This window comes from Streptomyces sp. NPDC001380, assembly GCF_042895785.1.
Taxonomy (GTDB): Bacteria; Actinomycetota; Actinomycetes; order Streptomycetales; family Streptomycetaceae; genus Peterkaempfera.
Genome location: NZ_JBIAWP010000017.1, coordinates 17,890 through 34,712, shown reverse-complemented (window position 1 = coordinate 34,712; position 16,823 = coordinate 17,890). Strand labels below are relative to the sequence as shown.

The following is a 16,823-nucleotide window of genomic DNA, read 5'->3' as shown; positions in this document are numbered from 1 at the left end:
GTGAGTCAGTTGAGCCAGGCGGCGAGCAACCTGAACTGGTTGATCACCAACTTCGTGGACAACACCCCCGGGGTGTCCCACACGGTGGTGGTCTCCGCCGACGGTCTGCTGCTCGCCATGTCCGAGGGCTTCCCCCGCGACCGGGCCGACCAGCTCGCCGCGGTGGCCTCCGGCCTCACCTCCCTGACCTCCGGGGCCTCCCGGATCTTCGAGGGCGGCGACGTCAACCAGACCGTGGTCGAGATGGAGCGGGGCTTCCTGTTCCTCATGGCCGTCTCCGACGGCTCCTCGCTGGCGGTGCTCGCCTCCCCCGACTCCGACATCGGCCTCGTCGGCTACGAGATGGCACTCCTCGTCGACCGGGCCGGCGACGTCCTCACCCCCGCGCTGCGCGCCGAACTCCAGGGCAGCCTGCTGCACTGACCCCTCATCACGCCGGTGGCGCGGCCGTCCCGCCGCGCCGCCGGAGAACCACCCCGCTGACACGGGCTGCGATCCGCTGCAGCGCAAGGAGGATTCATGACCCCGCCCCCCGGCACGGCCGGTCCGTACGGAAACGGGTACGGCAACGGCTACGGTGACCAGCAGCCAGGCGGCTACGAACAGCAGCAGCCGCTGGTGCGCCCCTATGCGATGACCGGCGGCCGCACGCGGCCGCGGTACCAGCTCGCGATCGAGGCGCTGATCTCCACCACCGCCACCGCCGGCCGCCAGGGCGGGCTGCTCCCCGAGCACCAGCGCATCGTCCACCTCTGCCGCGAGATCAAGTCGGTGGCGGAGATCTCGGCGCTGCTCTCGATGCCGCTCGGGGTCGCACGCATCCTCGTCGCCGACCTGGCCGAAGCCGGCCTGGTCGCCATCCACCAGCCGGCCGCCGCCTCGGGCGAGACCGGCGGACAGCCCGACGTGACACTGCTCGAAAGGGTGCTCAGTGGACTTCGCAAGCTCTAGGCCCGCGGATCCGGGCCTCGGCGGCACGGCGACCCGGGCGACGACCTCGGCGAAGATCGTCGTCGCGGGCGGCTTCGGTGTCGGCAAGACCACCCTCGTCGGCGCGGTCTCGGAGATCAACCCGCTGCGCACCGAGGCCGTCATGACCTCCGCGTCCGCGGGGATCGACGACCTCACCCACACGGCGGGCAAGACCACCACCACGGTGGCCATGGACTTCGGCCGCATCACCCTCGACGAGGACCTGATCCTCTACCTCTTCGGCACCCCCGGGCAGGACCGCTTCTGGTTCATGTGGGACGACCTGGTCCGCGGCGCCATCGGCGCCATCGTCCTGGTCGACACCCGCCGCCTCGCCGACTGCTTCCCCGCGATCGACTACTTCGAGAACAGCGGCCTGCCGTTCGTCATCGCCCTCAACGGCTTCGACGGGCACCAGCCGCACACTCCCGACGAGGTCCGCGAGGCCCTGCAGCTCGGCCCGGACACGCCGATCATCACCACCGACGCCCGACGCCGCGACAGCGCCAAGTCCGCGCTGATCACCCTCGTCGAGCACGCCCTCCTCGCCCGGCTGAGGTAGGGAGCCTGCGATGGGCGGCCCGGTACCCGCTTCCTGCGGCACTCGTCGGGCCGCCCTGCCGCGCCGGAGGACGCGCCCCCGCGCGGCGCGTCCGGCCGCACGCCCCCATGCGGCGCACCGGCTGCATAACGGTTCGATAGGGATTTCCCGCCGCGCGGTCACCCAGCGTGCCCGAACCGGGCCGCTGCGGACACGTTCCTGCGGCCATTCGTCGACCGGTGCCGCATTCCGCCCGAATTGTCCTTCCCTGAAAGGGCGTGTACGGCTGTTTGTTCCGCTCGCCGTGCACGTGCTGAAATTCCAGCTACTCCCGGGCCACCTCCGTCCGAGCCGCCGCGCAGAAGGCCGTGACCCGGGCAGTGCCGCTGGATTGATCCATGGCCGCCGAGCGGCCGAGAGGTTGTTGTCGAGTGAGGCGTAAGCAGCCAGTCACCCCTCAGCGGCGCCCCGAGCCCCGACAGGGAGAGCCCGGGAACCCCGGCGACTCCCGGGACCGCGCCGCCTTCACGCCCTTCGCCGCCTCCACGGAGCGCGCGGCCCCGGGGACCTCCGCGCAGGGCAGGCCGACGCCCCCCGCAGCGCCCGAGCCGGGCCACGGCGCGGGCGACAGGAGCGACCGGGACCAGGAGCGCGGCCCGGGCGGCCGGCTGGGCTCCCTCTCCCCCCGGCACTGGCGCGTGCCGACCCGGCTGATCGCGATCCTGCTCATCCCGGTCGTCATCGGCCTCGTCTTCGGCGGACTGCGCGTCAACACCTCGATCGACGGCTGGCAGGCCGCGGACCGCGCCGAGAAGACGGCGAAGCTCGCCGCGGCCTCCACCGCGCTCGCCGACGCCCTGGAGCAGGAGCGCGACCTGTCCGCCCTGCCGCTGCTCACCCACGACACCGGCCAGACCAACGCCGTCAACAAGCTGCGCTCGACGACGGCCGAAGCCCTCGCCGCCTACAACAAGGCCTACGAGCCGCTCTCCGACGACGAGTCGCTGCGGCGCCGCAACGCCGCCTTCCAGCTGCTGGTCGCCTCCCTGCAGAACCTGCAGGAGAACGCCTTCAGCCCCCGGCTCTTCGCGACCGCGACCCAGAGCGCCTACTCGGTCCTCATCGCCCCGCTGATGTCGTACGAGAACGAGGTCGGCTTCGGCGGCTCCGACGTCACCTCCCGCGGCCGCTCCATCTACGCCCTCGCGCTCTCCAAGGCCTCCGCCTCGACGCAGCGGCTGCTCATGACGCAGCTCCTGATCGGCGTCAGGACCGGCAAGCTCTCCAGGCCCGAGATGAGCGCCCTCGTCCAGAGCATCGCGATCTCCAACAAGCTGGAGGAGGTGTCGCTCGGCGAGTTCCAGTCCGCCAGCAACGACAACGACACCACGATCTTCCAGCAGGCGCAGGCGGAGGCGGCCAAGGACACCGACGCCGCCGCCGCCAAGGCGGGCCACCCGATCCCGAGCATCACCCAGCAGATCGGCATCGCCAACGTCACGGCCCAGGCCATCGCCTCCGCGCAGAGCCCGCGGGCGGCGCTGCAGGCCGTGAGCGCCGCGAACCTCCAGGGCCTGAACCTCGCCAACTGGATGGCGGCGACCGGGGTCCACATCCAGGCCTACCGCACCGTGGAGAGCCGGCTGAACGGCCTGGTCCTGGCCGACGCGCACCGCCTGAAGAACCGGGCGCAGAACGACGCCATCCTCAACTCCGCGATCGTGCTGGCCTCGCTGGCCGTCGCCGGACTGCTGACCGGCTTCGTCGCACGCTCTATGATCATCGGCATGCGCACCCTGCGCGCCGCCGCCCTCGACATCGCCGGCCACCGTCTCCCCGACCTGGTCGACCGGCTGTCCAAGACCGACCCCGAGCGGGTCGACACCGACGTCAGGCCCATCCCGCTGTACGGGCGCGACGAGATCGGCGAGGTCGCGCGCGCCTTCGACGAGGTGCACCAGCAGGCCGTCAGCCTCGCCGCCGAGCAGGCGATGCTCCGGGGCAACGTCAACGCGATCTTCACCAACCTCTCGCGCCGCAGCCAGGGCCTGATCCAGCGCCAGCTGACGCTGATCACGGACCTGGAGAACAACGAGGCCGACCCGGACCAGCTGGAGAACCTCTTCAAGCTGGACCACCTGGCGACCCGCATGCGCCGCAACGGCGAGAACCTCCTCGTCCTCGCGGGCGAGGAGCCCGGCCGCCGCTGGAACCAGCCCGTCCCGCTCGTCGACGTGCTGCGCGCCGCGGCCTCCGAGGTGGAGCAGTACGAGCGCATCGAGCTCTCGGGCATCCCGGAGACCGAGGTCGTCGGCCCCGCCGTGACCGACCTCGTCCACCTGCTCGCCGAGCTGCTGGAGAACGCCACCACCTTCTCCAGCCCGCAGACCAAGGTGCAGGTCAACGCGACCCGGCTGCCGGACGCGCGGGTGCTGGTGGAGATCCACGACAAGGGCATCGGCCTCACCGCCGACGACTTCGCCGAGATCAACGAGAAGCTCGCCAACCCGCCCACCGTCGACGCCTCGATCTCCCGGCGCATGGGCCTCTTCGTGGTCGGCCGGCTGGCCGAGCGCCACGAGATCCGGGTCCAGCTGCGGCCGTCCGGCGAGTCGGCCGGCACCACCTCGCTGGTCATGATGCCCGCCCACCTCACCCAGGTGCAGAGGGCGCCGGAGGCGCCCGAGGAGCAGTTCACCGTCTCCCGGATCTTCGCGGAGCAGGGCCGCCCGGAGGACACCTTCGAGCAGCTGCGCAGCGCCGCCGAGCTGGGCTTCGACGACAGCCGCTTCGAGCGGGCCCCGGAGGGCAACGACGGCTTCAGCCCCGCGCTGGACGCCATGAACCGCTCGATGCGGCTGGACCAGCGCCGCCGGGCGGCGCTGGAGGCCGGTCCGGCCGCCCTGCCGTCCGGTGCGCCGGAGGCCGGCGGCTACGCGGACGAGCAGTACGCGGAACCCGCGCAGGAGTACCGCGAGGGGTACGCCCCGCAGGACTACGCGGACCAGGGCTACGCCGGACAGGACGGCCGCGGCGGCCCCTCCGCCGAGCAGGGGTACGCCGACCAGGGGTACGCCGAGCAGGGTTACGCGGACCAGGGATACGGCGACCAGGGGTACGCGGGCCAGGGCTACGGCGGCCGGCAGCAGTACGGCGACGGGCAGTACGCCGACGCCGGCTACGCCGCGCAGGACGGCTACCGCGAGTCCTACGACGGCGCCCCCGCCGGGGACTACGCCGCGGGGATGCCCGCCGACCCGTACGCGGACGGCCGGTACGCCGACTCCCACCGCAACGGCTACGACGGCGGCCGCCCCGAGGCCCCCTCCCCCGCCGCGTCGGCGCAGACCGGCGCCGGCCTGCCGCAGCGGCGGCCGGGCCAGGCCCTGCCGGGCGGCGGCGGTGCGGCCGGACTGGGCAACCGGGCCATCGGCGGACCGGACACGGGCGAGAAGCCCAACTGGTTCACCGGCGCGAAGGAGAACACCCCGTCGGGTGCTCCGGTCGACGACGCCTGGCGGACCCCGAACGACACCTCTTGGCAGCGCGCCGAGCAGGTGCGGGAGCCCAGCGCGGGCGGGGTCACCACGTCCGGCCTCCCCCGCCGGGTGCCCAAGCAGAACCTGGTTCCGGGCAACGCCCAGACCATCCCCCAGGACGGCCCCCAGATCTCCCGTGCCCCCGAGGAGGTGCGCGGCCGGCTCAGCAGCCTGCGCCGCGGCGTCCAGCAGGGGCGCAGTGCCGGCGGCGACCCGTCCGTGACGGGCAGCTTCCGGACCGACCGGGGCGGCAACGAACAGCACGGCAGCACCGATCTCTTCGGCGGCTCGAACCACCAGGAGCGTTGAGTTGAGTCAGATGAGCCAGGCGGCACAGAATCTGAACTGGTTGATCACCAACTTCGTGGACAACACCCCCGGGGTGTCCCACACCGTGGTGGTCTCCGCGGACGGTCTGCTGCTCGCCATGTCCGACGGGTTCCCCCGCGACCGGGCCGACCAGCTCGCCGCGGTGGCCTCCGGCCTCACCTCCCTGACCTCCGGGGCCTCCCGGATCTTCGAGGGCGGCGACGTCAACCAGACCGTGGTCGAGATGGAGCGGGGCTTCCTGTTCCTCATGGCCGTCTCCGACGGCTCCTCGCTGGCGGTGCTCGCCTCCCCCGACTCCGACATCGGCCTCGTCGGCTACGAGATGGCACTCCTCGTCGACCGGGCCGGCGCGGTCCTCACCCCCGCGCTGCGCGCCGAACTCCAGGGCAGCCTGCTGCACTGACGCTCCACCGGATGCACCTCCCGGTCAGTCCCGGGCCCCCGCGAGGAGGGCCCGGGACCGCCCGTAGATACGACCGCCGGTAGTAGTGGGACCGGACACTGCACAGCACAGCACCCGTCGCACCGCCCCCGCCGCTCCACGTGAGGAGGAACCGTGACACCGCCCGACGACCGCAGCGGTCCGTACGGCGTTCCGTATCCCGGAACGGGCCACGACGCCTTCGGTGCCCAGGGCACCGACTACGGACCCGGAGGGCAGGGAGCCCAGGGCCGTTCCGGTCCCGGGCAGCCGTTCCCGCAGCGCGGGGACGGCCGGGGCTGGTCACCTCCCCAAGGGGGCTACGGCCAGGACTACGGCCCGCCGTACGGCGATCCGCAGCAGCAGGCGTACGGTGCCGGCCAGTACGGCGGCGACCAGTACGGTGCCGACCGGTACGGCGGCTACGGGCAGGAGGCCCCGCCGGCCCCGTACCAGGACCGGCACGGGCAGGGCGGCTACGGCGGGGACTTCCACCCCGAGGACTTCCCCGAGGACGGCCACGACGACGGCCATGACGACGAGCCGCTGATCAGGCCGTTCGCCATGACCGGCGGGCGCACCCGTCCCCGGTACGAGCTGGCGATCGAGGCCCTGGTCACCTCCACCGCCCAGCCGGAGCAGCTCGACACCCTGCTTCCGGAGCACCAGCGGATCTGCATGCTCTGCACGGAGGTCAAGTCGGTCGCGGAGGTCTCCGCACTGCTCTCGATGCCGCTCGGGGTCGCACGCATCCTCGTCGCCGACCTGGCCGAAACAGGCCTGGTCGCCATCCACCAGCCCGCCGCCGGGGGCGAATCCGGCGGACAGCCCGACGTGACACTGCTCGAAAGGGTCCTCAGTGGACTTCGCAAGCTCTAGCCCGGCTGCCGCGACCCGCGCCACCACCTCCGCGAAGATCGTCGTCGCGGGCGGCTTCGGTGTCGGCAAGACCACCCTCGTCGGCGCGGTCTCGGAGATCAACCCGCTGCGCACCGAGGCCGTCATGACCTCCGCGTCCGCGGGGATCGACGACCTCACCCACACGGCGGGCAAGACCACCACCACGGTGGCCATGGACTTCGGCCGCATCACCCTCGACGAGGACCTGATCCTCTACCTCTTCGGCACCCCCGGGCAGGACCGCTTCTGGTTCATGTGGGACGACCTGGTCCGCGGCGCCATCGGCGCCATCGTCCTGGTCGACACCCGCCGCCTCGCCGACTGCTTCCCCGCGCTGGACTACTTCGAGAACAGCGGCCTGCCGTTCGTCGTGGCCCTCAACGGCTTCGACGGGCACCAGCCGCACACTCCCGACGAGGTCCGCGAGGCCCTGCAGCTCGGCCCGGACACGCCGATCATCACCACCGACGCCCGACGCCGCGACAGCGCCAAGTCCGCGCTGATCACCCTCGTCGAGCACGCCCTCCTCGCCCGGCTGCGCTGAGCCGGGCCCGGGGACGGGCACGGGGGCGGACCCCACGGGAGCCGGCGGCCTCAGGCCGCCGGCTCCCGGCCGTGTACGGGCGTCTGCCCGCTCCCGTGCGGTTCAGGCCTCCGGGGGCCGCTCCCGTGCGGTTCAGCCCCGTGCGGGCGGGTCCTGGGGCCCGGGCTGCACGCCGGCCCGCAGCAGGCCGTAGGTGTAGGCGTCGTCCAGCGCCTGCCAGGAGGCGGCGATGACGTTGGCCGCCACGCCCACCGTGGACCACTCGGCGGAGCCGTCGGAGGTCTCGACGAGCACCCGGGTCTCCGAGCCGGTGCCGTGCCGGCCCTCCAGGATGCGGACCTTGTAGTCCACCAGCTCCAGCTTGGCCAGCTGCGGGTAGATCCGCTCCAGCCCGGTGCGCAGCGCCCTGTCCAGGGCGTCCACCGGCCCGTTGCCCTCGCCGGTGGCGACGATCCGCTCGCCCTTGGCCCACAGCTTCACGGTCGCCTCGTTGACGGCGCCGCCGCCCGGGGTCTGCTCGACGATGGCCCGCCAGGACTCCACGGTGAAGAAGCGCTCGCGGCGGCCCGCGGCCTCGTCGCGGAGCAGCAGCTCGAAGGAGGCGTCGGCGGCCTCGTAGGTGTAGCCGGCGTTCTCCTGCTCCTTGATCCGGGCGACGATCCGGCCGACCAGGTCGCGGTCGGCGGAGAGGTCGTGGCCGAGCTCCTTCGCCTTGAGCTCCACCGAGGCCCGGCCGGCCATGTCGGAGACCAGCATCCGCATGGTGTTGCCGACCAGCCCGGGGTCGATGTGCTGGTACAGGTCGGGGTCGACCTTGATGGCGGAGGCGTGCAGGCCCGCCTTGTGGGCGAAGGCGGAGACGCCCACGTACGGCTGGTGGGTGGAGGGGGTGAGGTTGACGACCTCGGCGACGGCGTGCGAGATGCGGGTCGTCTCGGCGAGCCGGCCGGGGGGCAGGACCCGGCGGCCCATCTTGAGCTCCAGCGCGGCGACCACGGGGAAGAGGTTGGCGTTGCCGACCCGCTCGCCGTAGCCGTTGGCGGTGCACTGGACGTGGGTGGCGCCGGCCTCGACGGCGGCGAGGGTGTTGGCGACGGCGCAGCCGGCGTCGTCCTGGGCGTGGATGCCGAGGCGGGCGCCGGTCTCGGCGAGGACGTCGGCGACGACCTCGTGCACCCGGCTCGGCAGGGTGCCGCCGTTGGTGTCGCAGAGGACCACCACGTCGGCGCCGGCCTCGTGCGCGGCCCGGACGACGGCGAGGGCGTACTCCCGGTTGCCGCGGTGGCCGTCGAAGAAGTGCTCGCAGTCGACGAAGACGCGGCGGCCCTGGGCGCGCAGGTGGCGGACGCTGTCGCGGACCATCTCCAGGTTCTCGTCCGGGGTGGTGCGCAGGGCGAGTTCGACGTGGCGGTCGTGCGCCTTGGCCACGAGGGTGACGACGGGGGCGCCGGAGGCGACCAGGGCGGCAAGCTGCGGGTCCTCGGCGGCGGTGCCGCCCGCCCGGCGGGTGGCGCCGAAGGCGACGAGCTGGGCGTGCCGCAGGTGGAGCTCGTCGCGGGCGCGGGCGAAGAACTCGGTGTCGCGGGGGTTGGCGCCGGGCCAGCCGCCCTCGATGAAGCCGACGCCGAACTCGTCCAGGTACCGGGCGACGGCGAGCTTGTCCGCGACGGTGAGGTTGATGCCCTCGCGCTGGGCGCCGTCGCGCAGCGTGGTGTCGAAGACGTGGAAGGTGTCGTCCGGGTGGCTGCTGGCCTCGGTCATGGCCGTGGGTCTCCTGTCCGGGTGGATGCTGCTGCCGGGTCTCTCCGGCGCCGCCGTCCTCCTCGCCGCGGGCGCCGGCCGGCCTGCGGGGCCTCCTTGTGGGAGGTCCCGCGCGGCCGGTCCAAAACAAAAGACCCCTCGCGGGTGCGAGAGGTCTGCGCGCGGGTCTGGGACACGGTGGCCGCTCCGGTTCTGGTCGTCGGAGCGGTCTACTGCGGACCGGCGCGCCTGCTGCCGGTAATCACGACGAGCGAGGGCATGGCCGCAGTCTCGCACAGGACGGACGGGGCGCCCCAGCGCGTCTCGGCATGCGGACGCCGTTTCGAGATCATCGGGGATCAGTCCAGGTCGCCGGTGTCGAGGGGGAGGGAGAAGGGGGCCGGGAGCTCCAGGACGTCGCCGAGCGCGACCCAGGCGCAGCGGTGGTAGTCGCCGCCGCGGGGCTCGCTGTGGAGCACGGCGCGGGACCGCTCCCGGTCCACGAGGAGGTAGAGCGGGATGCCGGCGGCGGCGTATCCGCGGCGCTTGGCGTCGCGGTCCCGCTCGGGGCGGGTGGAGGTGACCTCCAGGACCAGGAGGACGCCGTCGGGCTCGGCCCAGGAGGGGCGGCCGGCGAAGGCGCCGCGCCGGGCGAAGGTGCCGTCGGGGATGAAGCGGCCGGCAGGGAGGGACAGTCCCTTGTTGGGGGCGAAGTCGATGTCCTCGGGAGAGGAGCGGTAGACCTGGCGGACGATCCGGCCGATCACCGTCTCGTGGTCGCCGTCCGGCGGCGGGGTCACGACGATCTCCCCTTCGACGAGCTCCGCGCGGAATCCCTCCGGCGTGTCCAGCGCCAGGAAGGCCGCCAGCAGGTCGTCGCCGTCGCCGCCGTGTCCTGCGGTGACGTGGTGCGGGGCCGCGGTCATGCTCTCCTCCTCCCGGCGTCAGCCGGTCCAACGAGCAGCGGGCTGGGGAGGACACCATCGCCGCACGGCGCCCCGGGCCGGGGCGCCGTGCGCACGGGGCCGTGCGCCGGGGCGCGGCGCACGGCGGGGGCGCGTCAGCAGATGGTGTGCATCCAGCCGTGGGTGTCGGGGGTCCGGCCGGTCTGGACGGCGAGCAGCGCCTCGCGCAGCCGCATGGTGACCGGGCCGGGCTCGCCGGTGCCGACCGTCCAGTCGGCGCGGGTGGACTTCACCGAGCCCACGGGGGTGATGACGGCGGCGGTGCCGCAGGCGAAGACCTCGGTGAGGGTGCCGTCGGCGTTGCCGTCCTTCCAGTCGTCGGTGGAGATGCGGGTCTCGGCGGTCCCGTAGCCGAGGTCGGCGGCGAGGCGCAGCAGCGAGTCACGGGTGATGCCGGGCAGCAGGGAGCCGGAGAGCTCGGGGGTGACGATGCGGGCGTCGTCGCCCTCCCCGTACACGAAGTACAGGTTCATGCCGCCCATCTCCTCGATCCAGCGGCGCTCGACGGCGTCCAGCCAGACGACCTGGTCGCAGCCCTTCTCGGCGGCCTGGGCCTGGGCGACCAGCGAGGCGGCGTAGTTGCCGGCGCACTTGGCGGCGCCGGTGCCGCCGGGCGCGGCGCGGACGTACTCCTCGGAGAGCCAGACCGAGACCGGCTTGACGCCGCCGGGGAAGTAGGCGCCGGCCGGGGAGGCGATCAGCATGAAGAGGTACTCGTTCGCCGGGCGGACGCCGAGGCCGACCTCGGTGGCGAACATGAAGGGGCGCAGGTAGAGGCTCTGCTCGGGCTCGGCCGGCACCCAGTCGCGGTCCTGGCGGACCAGCAGCTCGACGGCCTCGACGAAGGTCTCGACCGGCAGCTCCGGCATCGCCAGGCGGCGGGCGGACGCCTGGAAGCGCTCGGCGTTGGCGGTGGGGCGGAAGGTGGCGATGGTGCCGTCCTGCCGCCGGTAGGCCTTGAGGCCCTCGAAGATCGACTGGCCGTAGTGCAGGGTCATGTTGGCCGGGTCGATCTCCAGCGGCCCGTACGGCACCAGCTGGGCGTCGTGCCAGCCGCGGCCCTCGGTCCAGCGGATGGTCACCATGTGGTCGGTGAACACGCGGCCGAAGCCGGGGGAGGCCAGCCGGGCCTCGCGCTCCGCCGCGGGCAGCGGGTGCGCGGAGGGCTTGAGCTCGATCGTGATGGGGGCCTGGGCCAGGGGTGCCGTGGTCATGGCTGCGTGAGTCCTTCACCGTCTCGTCGTGGCGGGCCGCCGGGCGGCCCGGCGCAGGGCCGGGCGCGACCGGTGCCCAGGTTCGATGGTCGCATTCCCGGGGCCCGGTCGGACAGCCGTGGGGGTGTCCGGCGGTGCGGGCGGCGGCTCTCCGCCACCGGCCGGCCGCGCGGGGCGGCGGGGCGGCGGAGGGCGGGCCGCCGGGGCGCACGCCGGTCCGCGGGACACGACGGGCGGCCCGGGATGCGTACCGGGTGCCGGGGGTCAGGGGTGCTGAACCGCCGGGTCGGCAGGGCGTCCGGGCCGCCTCGTGGGTGAAGGGCGCGGGCGAGTGGACCGGCGGTTCAGCCGGCTACTCGGGCGGCGAGCGCGTCGCCGGTCTGCGCGGTGGTGCGGGCGGGGGCGCCGACGCGCCCGGCCAGGTCGGCGGCGACGGCCGCCTCGACGCGGGCCGCCTCCTCCGTGAGGCCGAGGTGCTCCAGGAGCATGGCGACGGAGAGGACGGTGGCCGTCGGGTCGGCCTTGCCCTGGCCCGCGATGTCCGGCGCGGAGCCGTGGACGGGCTCGAACATCGACGGGAAGTCGCCCGCCGGGTTGATGTTGCCGCTGGCGGCCAGGCCGATGCCGCCGGTGACGGCCGCGGCCAGGTCGGTGAGGATGTCGCCGAAGAGGTTGTCGGTGACGACGACGTCGAACCGCTCGGGCCGGGTCACCATGAAGATCGTCGCCGCGTCCACGTGCAGGTAGTCGGTGGCGACGTCGGGGAACTCGCGGCCGACCCGCTCGAAGATGCTGCTCCACAGGTGGCCGGCGTGCACCAGCACGTTGTTCTTGTGGACCAGGGTGAGCCTGCGGCGCGGGCGGGCGGCGGCGCGGCGGTAGGCGTCGCGGACGACGCGCTCGATGCCGAAGGCCGTGTTGAGGCTGACCTCGGTGGCGACCTCGTGGGGGGTGCCGGCGCGCAGGGTGCCGCCGTTGCCCGCGTAGGGGCCCTCGGTGCCCTCGCGGACCACCACGAAGTCGATCCCGGGCGAGCCCGCCAGCGGCGAGGCCACGCCCGGGAAGAGCCGGGCGGGGCGCAGGTTGACGTGGTGGTCGAAGGCGAACCGGAGCTTCAGCAGCAGGCCGCGCTCCAGCACGCCGGACGGCACCGACGGGTCGCCGACCGCGCCCAACAGGATCGCGTCGTGGCCCTTCAGCTCCTCCAGCACGGAGTCGGGGAGGGTCTCCCCGGTGGCGTGCCAGCGGCGGGCGCCCAGGTCGTACTCGGTGGTCTCGGCCTTGGTGCCGGCGGGGAGCACCGCGCCGAGCACCTTGAGGCCCTCGGCCACGACTTCCTGGCCGATACCGTCACCGGGGATCACTGCGAGGCGGATGCTGCGAGACATGCGGGCACCCTACTCGCCCGTCCCAGGTGATGACACGGACCGTCCGCCATGTGGACGAACGATCCGGGCGGGCGGGCCGGGACGCGGGCGTCCCGCCGGTCCGGCCCGGACCGGCGGGACGCCCGCGCCGCCAGGAGGGCGGCTCTCACCAGAGGGGCAGCGGCACCACCTGGGCGCGCCTGTCGTCGGTGTTGCCCTGGTGGACCACCAGCAGCGCACCCCCGGCCCCGAGGCCGCCCCCGCCCGGGCCGTACGCCCACGGGCCGTAGGCCCACGGGTCGTACGCCCACGGGTCGCGGCGCACCTCCAGCAGCATCCCGGGCCCCTCCGGCACGGCCACCGCGGCGGGCCCGCCGGTGCCGGCCCGGACGTCCAGCGCCGGGTGGAGCACGTCCAGCGTCAGCGCCGGACACCCCCCGGACAGTCCGAGCGCGTCGTAGGCACGGCGGACGTCGGGGACGCCGTCGCCCCCGGCCGGGCCCGTCCACAGGGCGTAGCGGATCCGCGCGGTGCTCTGGCGCAGGCCCGGCAGCGCGGCCAGCCGCACCGGCAGCACGACCGTGCCGCTGTCCAGCAGGCCGGGGGCGGCGCCCCACCGGGCGCCCAGCGGCTGGACGTCCAGCTCCGTGCCGGTGGCCGCGTCGAGGGTGCGGGCCACCAGCACGTCGCTGCCGGGCAGGCGGTCGGCCTCGACCACGGCGTCGGTGCGGCCGTCCCCGTCGGTGTCCAGGGAGGCCCGCACCGCGGTCCTGCCGACCGGGGTGGGGGCGGCGGCCCAGGAGACGGCGGCCAGGTAGAGGGTGCCGTCCTCCAGGGGGTCGCCGCCCCGGGCCGCCACGGCGGGGGCGTCGCTGGCGGCGCCGGCCCAGTGCAGGTCGGCGGCCCGGTCGGCGGGGTACGCGGCGCAGTCCGCGCCGCCCGCCGGCGGGCGGGGGCCGCAGTCCGGCCAGCGGGCCCCCTCCGCGCCCAGGGCGAACGCGCCGAGCAGGGACGGCGCCTCCGCGGCGGCCGTGCCGGCGGTCCGGCCTGCGGCACGGGGGTCGTCGTCGATCCGCACCAGCAGGCCCGGCCGGCCCGAGCCGTCCGCGGGGAGCCGCGAGACCAGGGCGGCGGTGAGGCGGGACGCGGCGTGCGGGGCGGCGAGGACCGGGACCCGCAGCTCCGGCAGTCCGTCGCCGCCCTCCGGCGTCAGGACCAGCCTCCCGGACGCCTCCGGCCGGTAGACGCGGGCGTGCCCGGCCTGCTCCGGGTCCAGGGTGGGGTCCGGCCGCGCCTCCAGCGCGGCGGGGTCGGGGATCCGCAGGGTCACCCGGACCACGGCCGTGCCGCCCGCCGGTACGGACACCGCTGCGGGCTCCACCGCGTAGGACGCGCCCGGCACCGCGGTGGCGGCCCGGTAGCCGGTGCGGTAGGCGGCGGGCCGGTCGCCGAGGTTGCGCACCTCCACCTCGCGGGTGAGGGACACCGGCGCGGTGGCCGCCACCTCGCCGAAGGAGACGCCGACCGCGCCCGGCGGCACCCCGGCGCCGGAGGCCGCGGCGATGACGGGGGTGCGGACGGCCAGGTCCGCCCGGATCCGCCCGGCGCCCACGCGCTCCGGGCCGTAGACCGCGCCCGTGCCGCCCTCGCCGGTGGTCAGGTCGGCGCCCGCGGTGTCCATCAGGGCCGCCTTGACCTGCTCGGGCGTCCAGGACGGGCGGGCGGCGCGCACCAGGGCGGCGGCCCCGGCGACGTGCGGCGCGGACATCGAGGTGCCGTCCTTGCGCACGCCCCCGGAGCCGGAGCCGGCCTGCGCGGAGAGGATCGTCTCGCCGGGCGCGGTGACGTCGGGCTTGACCAGCCCCGGCAGGCCGTTGCCCCGGGAGGAGAAGCCGGCCAGCGTGTCGGCGCGCTCCGGACGGTCCTGCGCCACCGAGCCGCGCAGGGTGTTGCCGGGCGCGGCGAGCCGCACCCGGACGGGGTCGCCGGAGGCCGCGGCGGCGCGGAGCCGCTCGCCGTCGGCCCGGGCGACGATCACTACGGGGATGCGGGTGTCGCCGGCGATCTCGCCGGTCTGGTCGCCGTCGGCGGCGAGGACCACCCCGACCGCCCCGGCGTCCGCGGCGTGGTCGGCCCGGGCGGCGGAGCCGCAGGCCCGGTCGGCGTCGCGGACCGTCCAGGCGAGCACCGCGACCCGGCCGCGCAGGCGGGCGGCGTCGGCCGGGCCGAAGGGGGCGCAGCCGTCGGCGTCGTCGGCCGGGAGGGCGAGTTCCCCGGTGACGTCGCGGGTCTCCCAGTCGGGGTACTTGCTGCTCCAGTGGGCGGGGACGACCGTCCCGGCGGCGGTGGGGTCGGGTTCGCCGGGTGCGACGGCCGGGGCGGGGGCGACGGGTGCGGGGCCCGGAGGGGCGGGCGCGGGCCCGGCCCCCGCGGCCCGGGGGGCGGGGGTGGGACCCGGGGGGACGGGCGCGGGTGCGGATCCGGCGGCGGGGACGGGTGCGGGCCCTGCCGGGACGGCCGGTCCGGGGGTGGGGGCGCCGGGGGTGGGGGCGCCGGAGGCGGAGGCCGTACCGGGGGCGGGGACGGCCGCCGGGGGCGCGGAGGCGGAGGCGGGCGGCCCGGCGGCGCCGGGGACGGGCCCGCCCCCGTCCGGGGCGGCCGGGGGCGGCAGGACGCGGATGCCGTCCGCGTCGGTGTGGCCGTCGACCGAGGCGGCGACGGCGATCGCCCGGGAGGCGACGGCCGGGCTGGAGCCGATGCCGTAGACGTCGCCGTCGTTGCCCGCCGAGGCGACGACCACGGTCCCGGCGGCGGCGAGCCGGTCGGCGGCCACCGCGTCGCCGTCCCCGGGGTCGCCGAAGGAGCCGCCGAGGGACAGGTTGACCACGTCGAGCCGGTCGGAGAAGTCGCCGTCCTGGTTCGGGTCGGCGGCGAGGTCGAGGGCGTGGGCGATCTCGTCGGTGGAGCCGTGGCAGCCGAAGACCCGCAGGGCGTAGAGGGAGGCGCCGGGCGCGACGCCGGGGCCGACCCGGAAGCCGGCGGGGTCGAGGCCCGGCCGGTAGGGGCCGGTGTAGGTGCGGCCGTCGCGGGTGACGCCGTACCCGGCGGCGGTGCCGGCCACGTGGGTGCCGTGGCCGTTGGCCGTGCAGTCCAGGGGGTTGGCGTCGGGGTGGGGGTCGGGCTGGTAGGGCGGCTCGGCGGGGTCGGTGTTGTAGTCGTCGCCCACCAGGTCCCGGCCGCCGACGACCTTGGCGTTCGGGAAGAGGCCGGCGGGCGCGGGCCGGGAGCCGTCGACGGCGCGGTACGCCTCGGGGGTGCCGGGGCCGCCGAAGTCGGCGTGCGTGTAGTCGATGCCGCTGTCGACGACGCCGATGGTGACGCCCCTGCCGGTGTTCCCGGGCACGGCGCCGGAGCCCGCCCAGACGGCGGGCGAGCCGGTGAGCGGGACGGAGTGGGTGTTGGCCCGGTACTTGCGGCTGATCGGGTGGACGGCGCGGACGCCGGGCAGGCCGCGCAGCGCGCCCAGCCGGTCGGCGGGCACGCGGACGGCGAGGCCGGAGACCACGGAGGCAGTGCGGTAGAGCACCCGGGCCCCGGGCACGGCGGCCTCCAGGGCGCGGGCGGTGCGGTCGGCGGCGGCCTCCACCGCGCGCCGCTGCCGTTCGCCGGCGCCGGCCGCGGCACGGCGGACGTCCCCTGCGGAGCGGCGGGCGCGGCGGGCCTCGTCCCGGGCCCCGCGCCAGGCCTGCCAGCTGTCGGGGGTGTCGAGTTCGAGCAGGGCGGTCTCGGGCGGCGCGGCGGCGTCGCCCGGGGCGTCGGGCGCGGCGGACTGCGCACGGGAGACCGGCGCGGTGCCGGGCGCCCGGGTCAGGTCGAGCAGCCCGGGTGCCGCGACCAGGACGAGCAGGGCCGCGCCGGCGGCCGCGCGCCGGACGGCGGCCCGGGGCCGGACGGCCCGGGCCGTCCGGACCGTCCGGGATCGGCCCAGGCCTGACCGGGTCGAGCCGGACCGGGCCGGTCCGGACCGGATCGGGCCCGGTCCGGGCCGGTCGGTGTGCTCGGGTCGGGGCGTGCGCAAGGTCGGCCTCCCCCGGAAGGGTCGGCTGGCCGTACGCACCGTGCGGACGGCGATCACCCTCCCGGAGGGATCAAATTACGATCGGTCCGGAAGGCCGCCGGGTGCCCCGACCCCGGGTCGGGACCGGTGCACTCCCACGGGTGACCGCGGCTCACCCGTCCGGTGGGAGGCCGCGGGGAACCGGTGGGACCGGCGTGCGGCGGGGCGGGTCA

At 75.4% G+C, this 16,823-nt stretch carries 12 protein-coding genes; 7 read left to right on the top strand and 5 right to left on the bottom strand.

Annotated features, from left to right (window positions below; translation table 11 throughout):
* Positions 1 to 9 precede the first annotated feature (9 nt).
* The 7 genes from ACFY07_RS20545 to ACFY07_RS20515 all read left to right on the top strand — a co-directional run bounded on the left by ACFY07_RS20545 (position 10) and on the right by ACFY07_RS20515 (position 7,247).
* Positions 10 to 423, top strand: coding sequence for a roadblock/LC7 domain-containing protein (locus tag ACFY07_RS20545; protein WP_230745250.1), 414 nt, complete (start codon positions 10 to 12; stop codon positions 421 to 423).
* 96 nt (positions 424 to 519) lie between these two features.
* Positions 520 to 951, top strand: coding sequence for a DUF742 domain-containing protein (locus ACFY07_RS20540; RefSeq protein WP_230654970.1), 432 nt, complete (start codon positions 520 to 522; stop codon positions 949 to 951).
* Positions 932 to 1,534 carry an ATP/GTP-binding protein gene (locus ACFY07_RS20535; protein ID WP_390870391.1) on the top strand — a complete coding sequence of 201 codons (603 nt, stop codon included), beginning with the start codon at positions 932 to 934 and terminating at the stop codon, positions 1,532 to 1,534. The genes ACFY07_RS20540 and ACFY07_RS20535 overlap by 20 nt, the downstream gene beginning before the upstream one ends.
* A gap of 410 nt (positions 1,535 to 1,944) precedes the next feature.
* Positions 1,945 to 5,361, top strand: a complete 3,417-nt coding sequence (locus tag ACFY07_RS20530) for a nitrate- and nitrite sensing domain-containing protein (RefSeq protein WP_390870389.1) — start codon at positions 1,945 to 1,947, stop codon at positions 5,359 to 5,361.
* Between the two features lie 10 nt (positions 5,362 to 5,371).
* Positions 5,372 to 5,785: a roadblock/LC7 domain-containing protein gene (locus ACFY07_RS20525; protein ID WP_111495390.1), complete on the top strand. Its 414-nt coding sequence runs from the start codon at positions 5,372 to 5,374 to the stop codon at positions 5,783 to 5,785.
* A 153-nt stretch (positions 5,786 to 5,938) separates the two neighbouring features.
* On the top strand, positions 5,939 to 6,682 hold the full coding sequence (locus ACFY07_RS20520) for a DUF742 domain-containing protein (RefSeq protein ID WP_390870387.1): 744 nt from the start codon (positions 5,939 to 5,941) through the stop codon (positions 6,680 to 6,682).
* Positions 6,663 to 7,247, top strand: coding sequence for an ATP/GTP-binding protein (locus tag ACFY07_RS20515; protein ID WP_390870385.1), 585 nt, complete (start codon positions 6,663 to 6,665; stop codon positions 7,245 to 7,247). Before ACFY07_RS20520 ends, ACFY07_RS20515 begins: the two co-directional genes overlap by 20 nt.
* A 132-nt stretch (positions 7,248 to 7,379) precedes the next feature.
* Here ACFY07_RS20515 and cimA read toward each other — a convergent pair whose 3' ends face one another.
* The 5 genes from cimA to ACFY07_RS20490 all read right to left on the bottom strand — a co-directional run bounded on the left by cimA (position 7,380) and on the right by ACFY07_RS20490 (position 16,611).
* Entirely contained in the window at positions 7,380 to 9,008 is a 1,629-nt protein-coding gene (cimA, locus tag ACFY07_RS20510; RefSeq protein WP_390870383.1) for a citramalate synthase, read from the bottom strand.
* Between the two features lie 338 nt (positions 9,009 to 9,346).
* The gene (locus ACFY07_RS20505) at positions 9,347 to 9,913 is read right to left on the bottom strand and encodes a Uma2 family endonuclease (RefSeq protein WP_390870382.1); all 567 of its coding nucleotides are present in this window, start codon (positions 9,911 to 9,913) and stop codon (positions 9,347 to 9,349) included.
* Between the two features lie 134 nt (positions 9,914 to 10,047).
* Positions 10,048 to 11,166 carry a branched-chain amino acid aminotransferase gene (locus ACFY07_RS20500; protein WP_230650934.1) on the bottom strand — a complete coding sequence of 373 codons (1,119 nt, stop codon included), beginning with the start codon at positions 11,164 to 11,166 and terminating at the stop codon, positions 10,048 to 10,050.
* Between the two features lie 344 nt (positions 11,167 to 11,510).
* On the bottom strand, positions 11,511 to 12,554 hold the full coding sequence (locus ACFY07_RS20495; RefSeq protein WP_230650931.1) for a 3-isopropylmalate dehydrogenase: 1,044 nt from the start codon (positions 12,552 to 12,554) through the stop codon (positions 11,511 to 11,513).
* A 145-nt stretch (positions 12,555 to 12,699) separates the two neighbouring features.
* Positions 12,700 to 16,611, bottom strand: a complete 3,912-nt coding sequence (locus ACFY07_RS20490) for a S8 family serine peptidase (protein ID WP_390870379.1) — start codon at positions 16,609 to 16,611, stop codon at positions 12,700 to 12,702.
* Between the last annotated feature and the right edge of the window lie 212 nt (positions 16,612 to 16,823).